General features: G+C 33.8%; 21 protein-coding genes. 5 read left to right on the top strand and 16 right to left on the bottom strand.

The genetic code is table 11. From position 1 onward, the window contains the following. Positions 1-260: 260 nt before the first annotated feature. The 8 genes from NMY3_RS16260 to NMY3_RS16785 all read right to left on the bottom strand — a co-directional run bounded on the left by NMY3_RS16260 (position 261) and on the right by NMY3_RS16785 (position 5,522). Complete coding sequence (locus NMY3_RS16260; RefSeq protein WP_231100140.1) at positions 261-620, bottom strand: hypothetical protein; 360 nt, start codon at positions 618-620, stop codon at positions 261-263. Positions 621-756: 136 nt separating this feature from the next. After that, positions 757-1,296: a hypothetical protein gene (locus NMY3_RS16255; RefSeq protein WP_196816849.1), complete on the bottom strand. Its 540-nt coding sequence runs from the start codon at positions 1,294-1,296 to the stop codon at positions 757-759. After that, on the bottom strand, positions 1,272-1,736 hold the full coding sequence (locus tag NMY3_RS16250; protein WP_196816848.1) for a hypothetical protein: 465 nt from the start codon (positions 1,734-1,736) through the stop codon (positions 1,272-1,274). Before NMY3_RS16250 ends, NMY3_RS16255 begins: the two co-directional genes overlap by 25 nt. A gap of 439 nt (positions 1,737-2,175) precedes the next feature. Then, a complete protein-coding gene (locus NMY3_RS16245) occupies positions 2,176-2,892 on the bottom strand; it encodes a hypothetical protein (protein WP_231100139.1) in 717 nt (238 codons plus the stop codon). A gap of 409 nt (positions 2,893-3,301) precedes the next feature. Then, entirely contained in the window at positions 3,302-3,547 is a 246-nt protein-coding gene (locus NMY3_RS16240) for a hypothetical protein (RefSeq protein ID WP_196816846.1), read from the bottom strand. Positions 3,548-3,768: 221 nt separating this feature from the next. Beyond that, complete coding sequence (locus tag NMY3_RS16235) at positions 3,769-4,077, bottom strand: hypothetical protein (protein ID WP_196816845.1); 309 nt, start codon at positions 4,075-4,077, stop codon at positions 3,769-3,771. Then, the gene (locus tag NMY3_RS16230; RefSeq protein WP_196816844.1) at positions 4,074-4,301 is read right to left on the bottom strand and encodes a hypothetical protein; all 228 of its coding nucleotides are present in this window, start codon (positions 4,299-4,301) and stop codon (positions 4,074-4,076) included. Before NMY3_RS16230 ends, NMY3_RS16235 begins: the two co-directional genes overlap by 4 nt. Before the next feature lie 873 nt (positions 4,302-5,174). Continuing rightward, positions 5,175-5,522: a hypothetical protein gene (locus NMY3_RS16785; protein WP_231100138.1), complete on the bottom strand. Its 348-nt coding sequence runs from the start codon at positions 5,520-5,522 to the stop codon at positions 5,175-5,177. An 85-nt stretch (positions 5,523-5,607) separates the two neighbouring features. Here NMY3_RS16785 and NMY3_RS16225 point away from each other — a divergent pair, with 85 nt between their 5' ends. Both NMY3_RS16225 and NMY3_RS16220 read left to right on the top strand, forming a co-directional pair. Then, positions 5,608-5,787, top strand: a complete 180-nt coding sequence (locus tag NMY3_RS16225; protein WP_196816843.1) for a hypothetical protein — start codon at positions 5,608-5,610, stop codon at positions 5,785-5,787. Between the two features lie 8 nt (positions 5,788-5,795). Beyond that, positions 5,796-7,097 (top strand): alpha/beta hydrolase family protein, encoded by a 1,302-nt coding sequence (locus NMY3_RS16220; protein WP_196816842.1) that lies wholly within the window; start codon positions 5,796-5,798, stop codon positions 7,095-7,097. A 240-nt stretch (positions 7,098-7,337) separates the two neighbouring features. Here NMY3_RS16220 and NMY3_RS16215 read toward each other — a convergent pair whose 3' ends face one another. Beyond that, positions 7,338-8,384, bottom strand: a complete 1,047-nt coding sequence (locus NMY3_RS16215; RefSeq protein WP_196816841.1) for an alpha/beta fold hydrolase — start codon at positions 8,382-8,384, stop codon at positions 7,338-7,340. Between the two features lie 320 nt (positions 8,385-8,704). Here NMY3_RS16215 and NMY3_RS16210 point away from each other — a divergent pair, with 320 nt between their 5' ends. Next, positions 8,705-9,163, top strand: coding sequence for an SRPBCC family protein (locus NMY3_RS16210; protein ID WP_196816840.1), 459 nt, complete (start codon positions 8,705-8,707; stop codon positions 9,161-9,163). Between the two features lie 210 nt (positions 9,164-9,373). Here NMY3_RS16210 and NMY3_RS16205 read toward each other — a convergent pair whose 3' ends face one another. From NMY3_RS16205 to NMY3_RS16180, 6 genes are all read right to left on the bottom strand, one after another. Then, positions 9,374-9,817 (bottom strand): nuclear transport factor 2 family protein, encoded by a 444-nt coding sequence (locus tag NMY3_RS16205; protein WP_196816839.1) that lies wholly within the window; start codon positions 9,815-9,817, stop codon positions 9,374-9,376. 369 nt (positions 9,818-10,186) lie between these two features. Beyond that, positions 10,187-11,422 carry an alpha/beta hydrolase family protein gene (locus NMY3_RS16200; protein WP_196816838.1) on the bottom strand — a complete coding sequence of 412 codons (1,236 nt, stop codon included), beginning with the start codon at positions 11,420-11,422 and terminating at the stop codon, positions 10,187-10,189. Positions 11,423-12,186: 764 nt separating this feature from the next. Beyond that, positions 12,187-12,726, bottom strand: a complete 540-nt coding sequence (locus tag NMY3_RS16195; protein WP_196816837.1) for a hypothetical protein — start codon at positions 12,724-12,726, stop codon at positions 12,187-12,189. A 340-nt stretch (positions 12,727-13,066) separates the two neighbouring features. Further along, on the bottom strand, positions 13,067-13,408 hold the full coding sequence (locus NMY3_RS16190) for a hypothetical protein (protein WP_196816836.1): 342 nt from the start codon (positions 13,406-13,408) through the stop codon (positions 13,067-13,069). 556 nt (positions 13,409-13,964) lie between these two features. Next, positions 13,965-14,603, bottom strand: a complete 639-nt coding sequence (trxA, locus tag NMY3_RS16185; RefSeq protein WP_196816835.1) for a thioredoxin — start codon at positions 14,601-14,603, stop codon at positions 13,965-13,967. A gap of 789 nt (positions 14,604-15,392) precedes the next feature. Then, positions 15,393-17,126: a hypothetical protein gene (locus NMY3_RS16180; protein WP_196816834.1), complete on the bottom strand. Its 1,734-nt coding sequence runs from the start codon at positions 17,124-17,126 to the stop codon at positions 15,393-15,395. Between the two features lie 207 nt (positions 17,127-17,333). Between NMY3_RS16180 and NMY3_RS16175 the strand changes: the two genes are divergently transcribed. Continuing rightward, the gene (locus NMY3_RS16175; protein ID WP_196816816.1) at positions 17,334-17,939 is read left to right on the top strand and encodes a DDE-type integrase/transposase/recombinase; all 606 of its coding nucleotides are present in this window, start codon (positions 17,334-17,336) and stop codon (positions 17,937-17,939) included. A 556-nt stretch (positions 17,940-18,495) separates the two neighbouring features. Continuing rightward, positions 18,496-18,663 (top strand): hypothetical protein, encoded by a 168-nt coding sequence (locus tag NMY3_RS16170; RefSeq protein ID WP_196816833.1) that lies wholly within the window; start codon positions 18,496-18,498, stop codon positions 18,661-18,663. Positions 18,664-18,876: 213 nt separating this feature from the next. Here the strand turns inward: NMY3_RS16170 and NMY3_RS16165 are convergent, their stop codons facing one another. Next, on the bottom strand, positions 18,877-19,542 hold the full coding sequence (locus NMY3_RS16165) for an MEDS domain-containing protein (RefSeq protein WP_196816832.1): 666 nt from the start codon (positions 19,540-19,542) through the stop codon (positions 18,877-18,879). Positions 19,543-19,932: the final 390 nt, after the last annotated feature.

Below are 19,932 nucleotides of genomic sequence, written 5' to 3'. Positions count from 1 at the left end.
TATAACTTTCACCCAATTGATATTAAGATATTTACTAACCGGTATTCAAATCCCACACTTTATTCTTCTTTCTTATTGTATCGGGATTTAAACGAAGTTGTATTTTTAATAACCTAATATTTTGATATCATTCAATCATACATAAGTCAAATTATTAGTAGCTTCTAAAACTAATCGACTGACATTTAGAATTCATACTAAGCAATTCATCCTTGATACTTCGGATAGACGAAAGATTGAAATCCAAAATACCTTTCTATTTACTTATCTTTATGCCAGTCAACTAGCAACTCGTTTAGAGGAGGTGGAGGTCCTTTTGAAAAATCTAATCCAAATGCTTCTTTTGCAAAGTCCCGAAACTTTATGGCCCATGGAAGAGTTGATGTAGCAAATTCTTTTAGAGTCATGGCAGGATCTTCTGTTTCTAAACTAACTATTTCAAGATCTGGGGCACCACTACCTGGTGGACTATGTTGAATCCAAACCTGTTCACGAGTAACACCGGCAATCTTGTAAAATTCATCATGTTCTTCGTTATGACCTCCATTTTCTTCTTCAAACTTCTTTGCTAGTTCTATTTTTCCTGGTAGTAAAGGTACAACCAAACAATAATTTACCATTTTATCGATTATCAAGAGTATTTATTTAAATATATCTCATAGTGCCAAAGGATTTAACGTCTACTTTCGGGTTCAAATAGAGCGGTTCATCCGTGATCCCGAGCAAAGATGAATTTAATCCATGTTATTGGATTTATTAGTTTTTATTCATAATATCCAGACTTTTTACTTCATTCCAATATTTTTCGAACATTAACTCTTGAATCAATACTTTATGTTCCTCATTTGAATAAGTTGCAACTAGTTTGTTGTTTGGATCATAGTTAACATGAAGCACGTGCTTACTGTCAAATATCATGACCATTTCATTTATTTCTGCAATCTTATTCGTATATCCGATTTGGATTGATTTGACTTGTGCTGACGTATTTACGGAAGCAATTTGTCTTATCAAGTATTCGTCTACATTCTCCATGAGAATTTTGATTGACGCTTCTTTTTGGAGTATCGTTGGTAAATAATAAAGAAATCTACCTTTATTCAGGAGATAGCAAAGAATTTTGTTGGATGAGAAGATTGTCAGGTCCTTCTTACACGTTAAGAGCAAAGATTCTAGCTCTCCTTGAATATTTTCAAAATCTGACATAGTTTTTCGAATGTCTCTTTTAACTTCATACTCTAATTCTTTCATTCTTGTAGAAAATGGTATAGCTATACTCCACAATTCTTCAAACAATTGCATTTGTTCCTCTGCAAGGACTTTAGAATTGCTAAAGTATGTCTGTAGAAATTTGTCATTCTCTTTGTGAAGCATAAATGCCATGTATCCATCTCGTCGCGGATCCCAAAATTTCCCCTCAATCCTTCTAAATGTCTAATTTCTAAGAAAGGCAGGGTATTGAGAAATCCTTCATTTTCTGTATTCACTTCAGTAATTAGTCTACATTTTATGCCCTTTTCTTTGACTTTCTGTTTTACCAGTTCTAATCCTTCTACAAAATACCTGGAAGCCCATTTACACATTTCAGCATCCCAAACTGTGTTATATCCTATTTCGGTTGAATTCAATCCATCTATAGTTATTTCAAGCATTATCTTGTAATCCTGAATAACGTCGGTAATTACAGGATGATAATAATTGGACTCTTTTAACTGCTTGAGAGTTATTTCATCCACTATATTGTATCAAAATTCCATTTTATTAAAAAGTTGTTATATTTATTTGATTTCTATTTTTAGAACGGTGGGTCTTGCACTAGCGACTATGGATTACAATGTAAGACCCTTTTGACATGCTTGTGGAAGTAGTTAGTTATTACTAACACGATGAGTTTAAAAATGAATTGTATCATCAGTCAGTGTCGCTATGGTTACGATTTAGTTTTGAACATCTAACTATTATAAATTTCTTAAGTGATAAGGGAATTTCCCCTTTGTCAAGCATGATCTTTATTCTTGGTATGCTTTCTAATTCTTGTCTAGGCTTGCCTTGTTTCGTAGTTCCTTAGCACATTGTGAGGTCAGATTTAGAGAATCACAATAACGCCAAAATATGAAATTAATAAAAAGGTATGTTCTTGTCTAAAGAACTGAATTCTTGTTGTTAATCTAAGCTTTATTGTTTGTTCGATTCAACCTGACCTATACCTTGACTTGCACTGTTTCCACTATTGCTATTGGTATTATCATCGTTGTTGTTGTTACTATTGTCATCATTATCAGAAACGACGTTATCTGCAGGTTGAATATCTGTCACACATACAGCTTCTAACTCGTTATTATCATTGAATTGCGGCGAAAGTTTGAAAGAAACTACATCGTCAACGTCAGTGCCTGGTGCAATAGTTAAATCATCTTGGTTCAAAGCATCTGTGCCTGAGAACGAACTAGGAATCTGAGTCAGGTCAGCATTTTCATCCTGTATGCGTATTTGGCCTGGAGATTCAAATGTAATTGATTTTACGGCGGGATCGTCACCACAATTTACTGAATCATCACCCAAAGTTACAAAGTGATTATGCCATACTGGATCATTAGCATCATCTTGCTCTTCGCTATCCAATACCCCTGCATGAGTTGTACTTACTACCACGGCATCCAAACCTTCGGAAGTTAACAAACCATAGCCAAATGCACCACCGTCACCATTTGTAGGAATGTGACCATGTGTCTTTAGAAATGCACTCATTTCATCTGAGTCAGCATCTACGGTGGCCTCCCGAATGTTAAGGAAATCATCATCTGTTTCAGTGGATGCAAAGGCTAGGGCAAATGGTGAAGCCATTAATATCAAGAGCAATGATATAGAAGATAATACTGTTTGATTTTTCATAAATTCATTTTCTTATTGGCGTTATTTATGTATTTTGTATATCTATAGCAATTGATCTAAATATTGAGGTTTCAGGTAAAATACATGGAAATCAAGGCCAAGATGGTTAGTGACCTTGATATTTAAAATCTTAATGCAAGGATGAATACAGATCTAACATTCGAGAAATCTTGAATTGGTAGAAGAGAATCACTAGAAAAACGGGTTTTGCATAAAGGGTGTGGAACTAGAGATGCAAGACCCCCAGGAAACTATGTCGGGAGTTTATCATCACTGTTCTAATAGGTTTAAAAACACCATGTATTGTTAGACAAGCGTCACTAAAGTCACAGTGCACATTTGAACAACCTTCAAAATAATGAATGAAATAGAAGATCATTAATAGCGTTCTAGGGTCTATCATTTTACTCTATTGTATTTCCCTGTTATAGTCGTCTCTTTCCCACTTTAATTCTACAAAAGCAACTAGTTCTTTGGTTTCGTTATCAACTACAGGAAAAGCAGTCAATACCTTGGTAAGATCTGTTGAATCTCTCTTTACTATAATTCTGTGTTTAAATTTGTATGAGTTGGCAGGTAAAGGGTCAAAGTCAACAGTCGAACTAACCACAATCATGATTCCCTTTAAAACGCCATAAGGTATTGGTAAAATCATACTGCTAAATTATAATTATAATTATAATTAGAATAATATCTATTACTCGAGATTAGAAATTCTTAACGATTACTCATATATATAGTAGATTTGAGAGATATTAGGCTCACAATTTCTTGTCCTTTGAGAAAATTTTAAAAAACCAAACTAGTGATAGATGTCTCTAAATTTCTTATAATAGATTGGAATCATAAAACGAATTAACAGAAGATTATCTCTCCTTATGATAATGAGGATGGTGGAGGATTAATATCTATGTCAACGCGTTGGATAGTATCCCCCATTGTTCCTTGGCATCCAATTTCGTCTCCTACACAATTTGTTGCCTGGATATCTGACAGCACTGGGTTTCCAGCCGAATCGGTAACGGTAACCGTATAGGTATCGCCAATTGGAATCACAAATTGAGCTTGCAAGGTATTTGAAAGTGGTTCATCAACTAACATGTATGAATTTAAAAAATGGCCAGTAGGATCTGAAATTGTAACGTTTGCCTCATCAATTTGGCTCAGCGCCGCTGTAATAATCAAAATATTCTCTGGAAACTTTGTTGTATCTCTGGATTAGGAGTTGTGGGAGGTTGATTACTGTGTCCTAAGCATGCCTTTAAAATATCCGATACCAAACCATCGATACCACCGTTACCTTCATAGGTAGGACAGGCTTTTTTGATTGATTCATTTATTTCATTATTTAATGATGCATATGCCTGGTTATTAGATGATGATGTATTGGATGATATTGTAACACTCAAATACAATATTCCAATGAAAATTGAGATTAGCCTCAAACGAAGTATCATGACTCTTCATATGATCATAAGCATGTATAGTACCGTGTTAAATATTATCAACTTTTCATATGAATTGGATAATCGTCAAATGGTAACCATCGATCTAGTAGTAGCTTAGTTATTAAATTCAACCCAGATGGGAAAAGAATACAGTTGGATAATTCGGTGAACAAAATATGTGTTCAGATTTGGGTTTTTTCAAAGATAATCAACTAAACAGGTTAGCAAAATAGTGTCTTAGGATTCTATACAGGAATTAATTTACACGAGGGATCGCGGGTTCAAATCCCGCACTTCGCACTTTTTTTGAGATTGATTTGAACCCGCTTGTCTACCTTTCGTACAGAATTAATATCGGATTCTTCTTTTCTGATTGGTCTCCTACTATTTCACAGTCGACAAAAATGTTTCTATTATGTTACCGACTTCCTGCTGCCAATCATTGTCATAGTTAAAACAACTATAATTGTCAGAATTGAAATATTATTCATCAGAACCCTTTGAATGACTAGTAGTTAAGCATTTCAAAGTAATGTCAATAATCTTCTAATAATTATTTGAGACAATGAAGGTTTACATCCCGCACTTCGCACTCCTTCTCCTTTCTTCAGATAAGGATTTGAACCCGATTATCGCTTTATTGTAAAGTTCAAATCCCGAAAACAATAGATGAGAACCCACGGTCCCTCGTGATGATATAGAGATACTTTATAAAATGAGTCTCTGACATTCGATAAGAAAAATATATCCGCAATTTCAGAATTAAAAACATAATCACGATACTAAGTTAAGAGACTTGTTATTCAATTTTAGGTTATCAAATCTTTCATTAACTTATCCAACATCGGCCTTATCCTCTTTGCTTTTGTTTGGTGTATTTCTGAACTGTAGTGGAGTCCATAATCTCGTTTTAGTAGTTATTACCAACATATCACATCTACATAAAATGTCTCTGTAAAGATAATTGTTATTATTCACATCAATAGTTGTATAAATTTGTGTATTCAGGTAGCCGTGTTCTACTGCAATCAATGATAACATGATGGTAATTAAACAGAGTAGAAAATAATTTATTACTTGAAAATTTAAAACCAAGGTTCTGTAATGTGAAATACTAGATTCAACCCTTGTAAGTACTGAATTCAAACCCTCTAGTACCCAAAATTTTGTTAAGAATGACACTTCAAGACATTTATCATTTTTTAAAACAAAACTAGGTCATGGTTTAGGCATCGGAATGTGTAGGGTTACGGTTACTGAATAATGAATGAATATTTCAAGCACAAACCATCTGCTTTCGCTAGAGGAAAAGTTAGAACCTGTATCTAAACTCCAAAGTCACAATACAGTAGTTGGAATAACGAAGGAAAGTAATGGTTCAGAAGTTAGAATCTTTGTAAAAAATCAGCTAATTATAGCATTAACTTTAATACAAAGATCCATTTAGGGAAGACTGTGACCTTAGTCAATCCTGATTTCATAAGGAAGAATCGTGACTTCTTTTATTTATCAATAACAATCACTGTAGTATTTTTGATTGCTGTGTTAGTTTCAATTCTCAGTGAATCCCCTTTACATCAAAATACAATAATTGTTGAAGCGTACGCTCAACCCTATGTAGAGACTGTAAAGAATAGAAATCTAACTATTGATCTTGATAATGGATTAAAGACCAACGCTCAATTGATTTTTCCTGCTATTGGAAAAGGACCATACCCTGGTGTAATTATCTTTCCGGGCGCTGGTGCTGGTTCAATAATTACACCGTCATATGGCAAGGTAATATACTATGGAAATCTAGCTGAATATCTCGCAGAGAGAGGATTTGCCGTTCTTAAATATGACAAGAGGGGTGTGGGGTCGTATCTCACGATATCAGATAGTAATGCATGGGGCAATCTTACATTTGACAATCTGAAGCATGATGCTGAGAAGGCTTTATCAGTACTATTGCAACAACCTGAAGTAAATGCAACTAAAAAGGTTACTTTGATTGGACACAGTGAGGGTACTAACTTCCCTCCAAGAATTGCCGCCGAAAACCCTGATAAAGTCAGAAATATAGTCCTAATGGCTCCAGTAGCTGAAAAATGGACCGATATTATATATTTCCAAGAAGTCGCTAATCCTATTCTTTATGCTGAGAACATATTAGATAAAGGTCATCCTGGACAGATCTCAGTGAAGGAAGCATCAAAAGATCCTATCTTTCAAAAGTTGGTTGGTGGAAACCTAACTCAACTTCTTCTTAATCTCACTAACGTTACTGATAATAATTCCACCGGTATATTGCTTGAACAAAAAAACAACACTAATGATGACTTGATTAGTATTGAAGGTTTGCTAAAGCCTGCACTTGTAAGAGGATATGAAAATGATACATCACCAAATCCCTCACAGCTGTCAGCCAAATGCGTAAACGTATATGGTTGTCCTAGTCTTGGAAAATCTTTTTCTGCTCTCCCTAGCGTCATCGGCATGATAGGGAACGTATCTTCAAATATTGGGGTCCTTATACTAGAAGGACAAAATGATAGTCAAACCCCTCCTCAACAAGCATTGTTATTACAACAAAGATTAACAGAAGCAAATCATCCTGACCATCAAATTATCGTCTATCCAGATCTTGGGCATAATTTTATCCCTAGCAATCAATGGGTAACCTCAGGTGGTCATCAAATAGAAGAATATGTATTGAAGGATATGTATGAATGGCTCACATCGCCTGCAAGAGAGGTCAATCAAGAAGCACGGTAATGAAATCGAGATTGATTCTGAAGATGTCAACTATATGATGTGATATAGTGAGTATAATAGAGGGGTTTTCTTGACGTAGGAATAGTCGGTCTAGAGCAGCATGGTTTAATAGATTAAAATGCTTTTTAACCTGCAAATAAGATATATCTCTGCTAATGTTATTGAGCCCCTCTACTTATAAGACTCTCCCCTTGGGCCTAGTGTAATATTACTTCTCAAATGGGATACTCTGGCCAGAATCTAATACTGCAACCCCGTTACAGTCGACAAGAATGTTTCTATTATGTTGCCTACTTCATCTGGATATTGAACCATTATAGCATGACCAGCGTCTTTTATCTGTACTAGCCAGGCTCCTGGTACCTTGTTTGCAATGACCAGAGAATTTTCATGAGGCACTAATTCATTATCGTCTGTACCTGCTATTACTAATATGGGTTTGTCTATCTTTGCAAGGTCGTCACAAGCACCATTCCAGTCGGAAGACACCCAAGCCTTTGCACCTTTATATTGATTGTTCATTGCTTCAGATGAAAGTCCAGGTTTCATTTGTTGGAATGTCATGCTTTCTGGAAGATCTAGAGATTCTGGATGCAGTTTTATCCATCCTGATCCTTCTGAGGCATTTACAAGAGATTTCATTTCATCTTGAGAAAGAGGTATATTATTTAGAGCTTTATTAAAAATACCATCTAGTAATTGGATAAACTCATCTGATGGAGGTACATGATCTTTTCCGCCGCAAGTTCCAGCAATTAGCGTAATACTACTAACCTTATCAGGATGCGTGATTGCAAATTGTTGGGTTATGTATGAACCCATAGAATATCCAAGAATGTTTGCTTTTTGTATTTTCAAAGCATCCATTAAACCAGCGGTATCATTACCAAGTAACTTTATGGAATATGGTTCGGTACCAGATGCAGTGTTTCCAATTCCACGACTATCAAAAATAATTACTGTGTTATTTGACGCAAGTCTAGACAGAAGGGCTGGATCCCATGCATCCATGCCATCATTAGCACCATTATGAAGTATTACAGGGTCACCTTTACCAAACATTTTGTACGCCATCTCGATATCTCCAACATGGACTTTCTCTAATGGAATATTCTGTAGGTTCACCAGGTTCGTAGTACTATTGCTTGAATCGGCCTGAGTAACATTTGTTTGACCATATGTAACATTAGTAAAACCGTTGATCAAAGTTGTACTTGAGAAAATTAAAGTTGATGTAAATACTATAATGAAAAGATAGCCTTTTCTTATCTGTATATTGTTATACACTAACACACTAATTCAATTGGGTATATAAAGAGGGGGGTTATTTGCATGAGGACTTAATTGAATGGGAGGAGGCATATCTAATGGCTCATAACTCTAGGACTCAGAATTACGGGTTCTCTTTCTCCATCAATAAACAAAGGGATTTGAACTCTAATAATAGTAAGTGGGTTCAAATCCCGCACTTCACCTTTTTGTATACTCAATGAATTATTTGGCAGGCGTGATTTTTTTATTCATGATTGAGACGGTTTTTAGTTTTTTTGACATATATTGTCAAAAATATACAACTACCTTATATAACATGCTGTGTAATAATAAGTATGACTAGAATACAAACTCAAATTAAAATAGATGCACCTGTTAACACTGTTTTTGAATATTATACAAATCCAGACACTATTAAAGAGTCATGGCCAAGTGACATTGTAAAAGAATCAGAAAATAAATCTACCAAAAAAAGCGAAGAGGGTTCAGAAATGATAGTGACAGGCGAATATATGGGTAAAGAAGATGAAATGATCTTAGAAGTAGTTAAAAAGGAACAGAATAGAAGGCTAGTTACAAAACAAACAGAAGGGCCATTTCAAGAATGGGAAAGCACTCAAGAATTCCAAAGCAATGGAAATAATTCTACGAATGTCAATCATACTATAAACTATAAATTAACAACTATTGGAAAGATTTCCAACTTCTTGACAGGAGGTCAAGCAGAAAATAAAATAAGAGAGGGGGCATATCGGGCTGCTCTGACGGGAAAACAAAAATTAGAATTAAGGTAATGTTTAGATCGTATTGCCATCTTTATTTTGAAGGCATGATTTATCAATGTCTCTATTAGTAGAGGCCTTCATTTTTTGACACAGCAAGCTATTTCCTTACAAAACATTGCTGTCGCCAGTAACAACCCGCCCGTTATGTTCGAGAGAATTGTAAATTAATAATTATATTTATGAGGCTTTCGTTAAAGAGAAATCCTTTAACTATCATCTTCAGTGAGAAGATGCATTTGGTGGAATGTAGTTTGTTATAGGAGACCCATGGTGATGAATAAGTGACCATTCGCAATTTGGTTCCATTCTTTCAAATGCATTGGTAGCAATCACACCCGTCCTAATCACCCGACCGCTATATGGATCTTTTGTTTCTATGTTTTCTATACATACAACTAATGCAATTTTATTATCAAAGATCTTAATTTTTGTGTTTGTGATCGTAAACCTTATCATCTCTGTGTTGCTAAATATTGTTGTCCAGCTTTCTCTTATTGCCAACCAACCAGTAAATAAATCCCACCCTGGATGTATACAAACAACATTTTCATCATGTTTCCATATCTTGTCCATTGATTCGATAGATAGGTTTTCAAAAGCACGGTAAAACCTTATGTTAGATTGATTTACCTCTTCACTTGCAATTCCATTATCTTTTTGCATTTAACAGATGGTTGTCCTAAAGCATATTATTTACAGGTTGCATGATTGGGCGTGGCCCTGTTAACCTAATGTAATTTTTCAAATTCTTCCGAATATTCCATATCAATTAAGATGAATCTTTTCTGGACAAAGGGTCACAAATCGTGTCCAAAATACAAGGAATCTTGTTTATATTATCTCGTTTAGTCCACTGACAACTCAAATTCACTCTTTTTCAAATGTTTATTTAACATGGTCAATGTACTAAAATATTTGATGTCTACTTCGGGTTCAAATCCCGCACTTCATTTTAATACACATGAAAATTGACTGGTTGTTAACAATATCCTTAGTGCTCTATTTAACAAAAATTGAATTATACTTCCTTTACTATCTCGACTTGGACTCTAGCCATGAATATAGGTCTGCCAAAACCTGCGGATCAACGGGCCCTAGTCCATTTTGCCATTTTGATGAAGGGTAGAAAAAGTGTCCAAGGTTGGGGTAGGTGATTAATGTATGGTCAGGATGATTTACTTCATCAAGTCTTTGGTGCAATAATAAGCCCTGTTCAAGTGGGGTTGCACTATCATGTTCACCTTGAAGTATAAGGATGGGTATAGATTTAGAGACATTCCCAATTGTGCTTAAATTCGGTTCTAAATCAGCTTCAGATTTAATCCATAGTGGACATCCAATTATTTTATCGCATTTTGCCAAATTGAACGCTATTTTGCTTTCATATTCTTTTAATAGTAAAGGTTTGAGTTGAATGTTGATATTAATATGTCCACTATTATTACTTTGATTTCTTGATTCGTTTTCTACAGTATCCTTGGTTAGGGTAGAATTGGTAACACTATGAGTATTCAAAAGAGACGAGTTTACGACTACATCATCTAATAGCGGATCTGATGCCATTTGATCAATTGAGACAAACCCTGTACGGTTTACATCTAAGACTTCTGAAGCATAATTAGATCGTAGATCGACAACTTGATAATGCAGTATATCTTTTATCAAATTTTGAGCAACTGCACCCATCAATACTATATTCTTCACTTTCGTGGGATTATCAATTGCTACTTGAGGTACAATAATTGTGCCCTCGCTATGACCTACAATACTCATATTCTTGGGATCAACATCAGGTTGCTCACTCAAAACGTTCAAGGCTTTTTCTGCATCATTGATAAGATCTGTTACTGTCATGTTTCCCCAAACATTTGAGTCCTGAATAGTGAGGTTAGGGCCAATACCTCTCTTGTCATACCGGAGTACTTCAAAGCCTCTTTCTGAAAGGTAATTTGCAATCTCCCAAAATGGTTTTACATCTTTGTTGAGCGTTGAATTCATGTCTGTTGCTCCCGAGCCGGGTACAAGAAGTACACCTGGAAATGGTCCCTTACCAATTGCTGGATAAGATATCTGTGCGTTTGTTTTCACTCCATTACCAAGGTCTAATGTTAAATTTCTATACTTGACTGTTTGAATATCAGATTGGGCCCATGCATCATGAAACACAGATGAGCTAGATGACGATAAATATGAAGATAAAATTAAGAATGTACCAAAAAATATACCTAAAACTATCAAGGGCTCTCTCTTAAATCTCAATAAAAGCATTAACAATAACAATAAACCTGTAATATATAAAGAGACAATGGTTATTGAATAAAAGTTACACCCTTAACGCTTATTATTGATTGTCTCTGGTAAGCTCTGGTACAGTCATAAATATGAATTCGACTTTGATAAAAAAAGAAAACTTGTCGTCTTTTGAATATCAACTGCCGACCGATCAATATTTTCCATATGCAAACCAAATGAAATTAAAAAAGGTCTTATGAGAGGGATCGCGGGTTCTCTTTCTCTCTTTAAATAAACAAAGGGATTTGAACTATCCAAAACAAAGAGCGGGTTCAAATAGATCTATTAATCTTTGATCTGGCGGAAAGATCAATTTAATCAGTATCAATAGATTTAATTGTGCTTCAGGGTGTTGAGGCTCTTGACTTCATTCCAATGCTTCTCAAACAATATATCTTGGAGAAGAATATTATATTTCTCGGTTGAGATGAATGCAATTAACTGATTATTGATGTCATACTTTAATTGCAACATATATTTGTCATCGCTTATAATTACACATTCCCTAAACTCAATCATTTTGTTTGAATGACTTAATTGGATTTTATTAAGCCGACTAGTATCGTTTATTATATTAATTTGGTTTAATAAAGTGCTGTCCTCATTATCAATCAGAAGTTTGATTTTTACATCGCTTCTTAATAACGAAGGAAAATAGTTTACAAAGTCATTCCTACTTAGGATATTACACAGAATCTTTGTAGCAGAAAATATGATCAATTTCCTTTTACAAGTGATAATTAAAGAATCAATTTCATTTGACTAATCCTTTTTTCATACTCTAGTTCCTTCCTTCTTGTAGATAGTGGGATAGCAATGTTCCACATTTTTTCAAAGAGTATTTTCTGTTTTTCTACCAACTCTTTTGAATTACTCCACAGTGTTTGGTCGGGTTTATCGCTATCCCTGTGAAATATACATACCATATATGCCCTATTGTCAAATATTCCAAAGTTCCCCTTTATGTCATCTAGACAGCGTACCTCGTAATATTTTAACAAATCTATAGCATCAATATTTTCCAATGTTGCTTCAACTATCAATCTTATTCTGATTCCATTTTGTTTAACTAATTTTTCAACGTAATCCATTCCTTCCTGAAAATACTTTCTAATAAAATTGAATATGTTCGCATCCCAAACGGTATCATAGCCATATTCAATTATAGTCATGGAGTGAAAGACCATTTCAAGCATCCTATCATACTCAAACATGACCTCAGTGAGTATTGGGTAATGATACTTTGACTCTTTTAACTGTCGAAAAGTTAAATCATCCACTATACTGTATTACTAGTCCATTTATTAAAAAAGTTGTCTTATTCTTAAGCGTGCACGTGACGAATACCTTCCCGGTTTCCGGCTTCAAATCCCGCATCTCGCACTCCTTTGAGTATGATTTGATTAGAGTGTACCCAACATTGCCACATTTGATTATTCAACTATTTGGATAGTCCAGATTCTAATATTCATACATTTTGAAATTTCTAAATTGTGTGATTATAATATATTAAAAATGTGTTTGCTATCGTTTTTGAAGATTCACACCGATTAATTTTACATTTTCAAAAATCTATCTAACAGAATTCGATTATAAATGAATAAAAAAATGATAGGTTGGTTAATTAGTTGCGTTTACAACATTCACTAATGTCGTACCGTTTCCTACATTGGTTATTTTGAGAGTCTGTGTGGAATCGAGTTCGCTTGGATTAATCATTAGGTTGATCACTGGTGGTAATGGTTGGGGATTCAATTCAGAACATTCAGGACAAAAATCGGATGGAAGGGATAAACTAATTTCATCTGCAAGACATCTTATCTCATCTGGTAATCCTGGATATGGGTTATGCATCACGTAGCAATGTCGTGCTTCAACCGAGTTTGATGGTAACGTCATTAAAGTCAACGAAATCACGCTGAGAATGCCTAAAATTCCTAATGTTATTGTAGGGTATTTCATTTGATTCAAGTGTATTAACATATATTTAAAATTTTTTAATTTTATTAAAATATTTAAATAAAATTGTATTATTCAGATAATTTATTTACATCATTCTTTAAATATATGAATTTTTTATATGCGTATGCTCATTTGTCTATCATTCCAAGAATGGATATTCAACCTGGTTTAAAGTTGATTCAGGGTTCAAATCCCGCAATTCCCACATCATTCTATGAAAAATGAATTTGAACTCGCTTGTCTACATTCTTATCCACGTTTTTTATGATTATTCATGAATTGGCCCACCTATCAAGTCAATTGTTTTCATACGCTCTTTTGGTAACAGAAAATAGGAATAGTTGATCTATTCAATACAGGTATTTAGTCGTCTGCTATCCACCAGTTATATACAAAATGGGATACAATGTAAAGTCTACGATCTTCAAGTTGTCCGAGCATTAGGGATAAAAGGGTCGATACACGTCATATTTCCATCCAAACAACCGAAAGTAATAGTCGGGAAATCAGTAAAATATGTGAAATTGATGAACGCGTTTCGACACCTTTAGTACATTTACAAATAAGGTGAAATTGCAGATATTATCTGCTCCTTTGTTGTGGCTCCCGTTAGGCTATCTACCGCCTCTCCATCCTTAAATATGATCAAAGTGGGAATACTTTGTATTTCAAAAACATTTGCGATAGTAGGATTTTCATCAACATCAAGTTTACCAAACACTACGCTTCCACTTAATTCGGTTGCCAATTCGTTAATTTTAGGTAATAACGATTTACATGGACCGCACCATTCAGCCCAGAAATTCACTACTAAAAGCGAATATTGTCTGGAAGTTACGTCAAAATTGAGTTCGGTTAATTTAATCGGTTTGCTGATATCCATACCATCATTATTGTTGTTTACTGGGGGCAGAGAAGAGTCATCATTTGGTACATTATCAGGATTCTCGCGTTGCATATTTTCTAGTCTTATCTTGTCTGGATCATCGACAGGAATATTGGTTTGAGAACTTTCTAATGGTGATTGATCATCTTCTGAAGGTGGTATTTCAAAATTATCATTAGTTGATGGTTGGCCGAAAATATTTTGATAATTTTCCGATTCAATTGCGACAATAAGTGTAATAAAACCAAAAAAGAGAGCGAAAAAAACCGAAATATTCAGAATCGAAAAAATATTATCTTGATTTTTCATAATCATAAATTGGTTTTAATTGGACTTGTATATAGACATTTCATGAATGTGAACCATATACTTATTTTTGAACATTAGGCCGTTAGTAACATATCCAAAATATTTCTGAAATCGTTTAAAGCCATTATTACAATTATTTCCATAAGATTTTCCATCTTTCCATCTTCTAACGTGATTTGAACCTTAAAGAAATATCTTGTATATAAGCATTAGAAAACGGTATATCGAATATACTAACGTAGTAGTATTAAGAAGTATACTTGATGGTCATTGTTATATTGATAATTCAAACTAACATTGTATGAATGAAACTAACATTTTAGAAACTATGCAAAAAAGAACTAGAGATCTACATTATTCATTTAGCACAAGATATCGGTGTAAGAATTAGGGGGGACATGAAAATGTTCATTTAGCTAATCTTGATTGATTTATAGCGGATATATTTCCAAATATATCATAGAGTCAGATTCTCATGTAAGGATATCTTTTAAATTCTTTATATCCTGATTTATGGTAAAGATGTAATTCTAAAACTTCTATGACTTTTAAATATTTCATATCTCAGCATTTTCACAGGTGTCTTTGATTGACTTCATTAGCTTTGTTTCAATTCCCTCACACTTCATCAATCCCTTTTTCGAAATCAAATTTTTTATAATAAGTCTACCAATTTCCTAGCATAATTTCAAGTATTTTTAAGCCTTGTAAATTTACTTGCCATTTGTACAATTTATAAATCTCTTGTTTGCTAGCTATACACTATTGATTCAGTCGGAAATAAAGACACTAAACATCATTCTCCTTGTTATTGTCTTCTGACATATCGTTCTGATCTTGTGATCCATTTTCTTTCTTATTCTGACTATTATCTGAATAATGGTGATTTGCCAAAATGATGAGAGGTATTAGTACATTGTTTAGTGTAATGTTGAAAGTATTTTTATTTTGACATTGATCAAAATAACCTTTAAAATAGGAACAATAATTGTCTAAAATACTGATTAGATGGTAAGTAGTTTGACATAGTTCTGACAAATTCTTTGACTCTCTCATTATCATCGAATTTTCGGCTTTTAATTTTTTTAGAATCATTGTCTCATGTCTAACTGCTTCTTTAATCCCATCATATTTTTTTAACTCATTTACCAATGCTTTCCATCCTCCATTTCCTTGGAGGAATTCATACGAATCAGTTACTGTTTTTTCTCCTTGTGATGTATCCTTGATACGCAGTTTGTTTTCTTGCAAACTATTTTGAAATAACTGAACCAGCTCAACAATATCTTGCTCAGTAATCCCGTTTCGAAAAAGTGATAATAGGCATGATCCTATGATGGGATCCAATAAAAGATTATGCCTATTTGATTTTAATTGTATATTTATCATATCCAATTCTTTTCTCTTTTCCATTACTTTATCTTCAAATCTTAATTTGTCGTGATAATTGTCTTCCACATCTTTGATGAATGCGTCTATTGCAGTTGCGTATTCTCTGTTGTTACTTGTTGCAATCTCAGTTATCGTTAACCATAGTTGCTTAAGTCCTTTTATACCAAATTTCATTTTCTCTAATTCAAAAAAAATATCCCAATTCTTTTTACCAGTATTTAAAAGAGATTCATAATGATTTATGTCATTTTGTAGTTCTATAATACTTTGCTGTTGAGACTGAATCTGGGATTGCTTTTGGGTTATTTCCCATTTAAGCCCTGCTGATCTGCTGTACTCATCAAATATGCTCCTGATGTCATACCCTTTTTCCTTGAAACTATTGACCAAATTTGCAAACGATTCTACTTCGGTTTTCAGATCTATATTACAATTCTCCTTCAGATTCTTGTCTACCATAGAAAATGTACTGTATATAGAAAGAAAGTGAATTTTATCTTGCTTTAGATTTGATATTTCTTTATGTAGATTGTCCAATATAATCAAATTCGAATCGATCTCTTCGACTAATTTCGTTTTCTTCTCTTTGCAATCTTGTACTTCATTTTTCATTTCTTCAATTAAAGAAGAAATTGTCGTTGCCAGAGGGATTGACCTGTTTGACTCTGAATAATATAGATTATCTGATCTGGGTATCTCAGAGTTCCCCTTACTTACTGACTTGACATGGTATTCATATGAGAATTCCGCTAGATCTCTAAACCAAGTCATTAGCCTACTCGGAAGTATCTGATTCTTTTTACAAGCATTATACAGTTCTTTTACAAAAATAGTAAAACTATTCTTGTCAAAGTCGATAATATTGTCATCTCTACCTGTCGAAAATTTATTCATTAACTGAGACATTCTAAATCCTTCAGAGCACTGGTTCAAAGTCAAATTTGATTTTCTTAATGTCTTCATGAACTGTCTTATTTCTTCAACATCAGGGATTTTTATTCTCTTTTTCCACTTAAGAATAATGTTTGATACTGATCCTCCTGCTACTCCCAACATTGCAGCTATTTCATCTCTAGAATAACCTTGCAAGTAAGACTGAATAATTTGATCCTCTTGACTCTTGCTTAGCATGCAATTGATGACTGAATTTAATTCTTATAAGTTTCGTCATTTCCGTCATTTGCTCCGTCATTTCCGTCAAATTTTTGTTAAATTTGTATTAAGAATCGTGCTTGTTATAATATCACAATTATATCTAATTTATTATCTTTCCTTGATCTTGTCTGGCTCTGTTCATTTAACGATAAATCTATAGCTTGAAGATGTTCTATCTCTTTTGTGAGTACTAGAAACAGAACACCTTCAAAATATATATTCTATGGTTTGTATTTGTATTTTTCAGGTTTGTCATTAAGGCGAGTTTCAGAAAGGCTATCATGTTTTATCAGACGAAACCATGTCTCCATCTGGAACTGGGTTCAAAAGTACCATCCAAAGAAAATATCCTCAAGGAAAAGGAATATCCTGGAATTCATTGTTGATGAGACAATAATCAAGGTGGGATCAGAATACATTTGGCTATGGATTACTATAGAACCAAAAAACAAGGAAATTCTCGCACTAACTATCTCAAAGGAAAGAAACATGCTGATAGCAGAAAGGTTTCTCTCAGGCGTAGTCAAGATTCATGGAAAACATCCTGTATCGACTGACGGTGGAACCTGGTACCCAATGGCATGCAGATTCCTAAAACTGAAACACCATATTCATTCTCCGTATGAGAAAAGCCTTATCGAAAGAACTATGCAGTACATTAAGGATAGGACCGAATGTTTTGATGACTACTTTCCATGTAGAAAAAAGAACTGTAACCTAAAACATGTAAGGAATTGGCTGAATCTATTTGTGGACTATCATAACAGTGAATTATATTCGGTTAAGTGAACAGAGCCTCTTGTCTGCATGAAAATCTTTTATTCTGCGGAGGTCAGCCATAGCTGGCTAAATTCAAGGTTTACACGCTCAGTAAGAGAGCACGGTCCCGACTGAATCAACAATTTAGTTGGTCGTACAAGTACCTTAAAAAGAAGTTGAATGGATTTCATCGATTTAGGTCTTTCTGAATTAGTAATGCTCGTAATTAATCCGATCCTATAAATAACAAAAAATTTGGCTCTGTCAACTTCCCAGTTGGAGTTAACCTAACCGGCATAGAGTTTAATCCATGTAATAATGAAATGCATGTCTCAAATTCAAATACTCACGATGTTTCTCTGATTGATATCTCTACTAATACTGTAGTTGAGAATATCAAAGTAGGTGATGGATGAGATGCAGAAAGAGCTATGCTTTTCAATCCAAGAAACAACTTTATTATTTATTAAACATAGCAAGAAAAGAATTCTTCATATTTTCAATGACAAAAATGTTACATGATATTACATAGGGTAAGCTACTTTTTTATTTTTCATTACTATCAAGTAAAGATAAAGGTGTCTAGATGTTGGTGGATAAACCTGATGAGAACCTGATAAATGTCTTGAGTTTTTCAAATAATAAAAGCAAAAACGAATATAACTCAGATCATTTAGAATACACAAACAGGCTGGGTAGCATTAATGAAATGGTAATAACGGATGGTGACAAATACCTATTTCAAATAAAATGAAATCAAGAGGGCATGCTAGAGGGGATTGCATTCAAATTAGAACCGTCAAATCTTTTGTCAAATAAATCCTGGTTGAAAAATACTGTTATGAACTGAAGTGACTTTATGATGTAGTAAATAGTGAGTAAAAGAACATTTAATTCCTAAATTCAGATAATCAACTTGACTACCTTGAATAAATCATGAAGTATTTTGTTTGTTTGCTTGACTTGTTCATTTGCGGAGAATTAATTTTCCATTGCTGTCAATGATGGTATCATGGTATTTGACCAAGCGAGACACATAAGCATTAAATGGAAACTTTTCAAATAATGATCTGGGGTAGGGACACAAATAGGAACCTTTCAATGGATTTTGGTAACGCCATTCTTCAACTGAGACACAATTTTCAAAATGTTTATTCTTAAGTAATAAAGCGGCGCAATCACCGGTTAACCGTATGTACTTATTATCGAATTGATTTTTGTCTCGAGAAGCAATACTAACTATCTCTTCTCTTAGATCATCAAATGGTTTTAAATTGTTGACCATCGCATTAACATAGTGAGGGACCAAATCTACAATCTTCAAATTTCCCTTTTCCAGGTTTTCACGATAGTTGGTAATCTGTAAAGAAAAGTTTTCTAAGTAGTCTTTATTGCCTAGACTGACAGATGAATGGACACATAGCTGGTTGTGCTTAAGACCTTCGTTAAAATAAGTTGCTATTGCATTATCTAAATCCAACTGATCTTCATAAATCAATAGTATATGTGAATTAGCAGGAGGATTGAGTAGAAGGTTTTCGTCATTCTTCCCAAGTGGAAATTTGCGTTTATTTACTCTTTTCTCTATCTCCCTATGATTGGATAGACTATCATTGTTATAATATATACTCAAGATAGGAAAAACCAAGTAAATTAATCCATGTTCTATAATGGTAATAGATATAATAATGTTGCTTTCAAATTGTACACAATATGTCCATTTTTTGCTTTAGATATCATAATAATGCTCTATCTTTTCCATTTCTTCAACAGTTTCGATCATCATCGGTTTCTTATCATCGAACCTTCCATAAGAACTATTGATTTGCCTGTTCTTCAAGATATCTACTATAAATATTATGATTACGTTATAATAAAATTAAAAAAACTACCTTACGATGTATAGTAATGATAATTTTAAGTTACTTTTATTTTAGTTTGATTTAATGTTTCATAAGAGAAAAATAGAAGCCGCTTAGATATTAATGCAAAGATTGTTGAAACTATAGGGGAAAATGGTGCC

The sequence above is a fragment of the Candidatus Nitrosocosmicus oleophilus genome (genome assembly GCF_000802205.1).
In the GTDB taxonomy this organism is placed as follows: Archaea; Thermoproteota; Nitrososphaeria; order Nitrososphaerales; family Nitrososphaeraceae; genus Nitrosocosmicus; species Nitrosocosmicus oleophilus.
The sequence above is the reverse complement of the archived record's forward strand: the minus strand, read 5'-3'. Positions and strand labels throughout refer to the sequence as shown.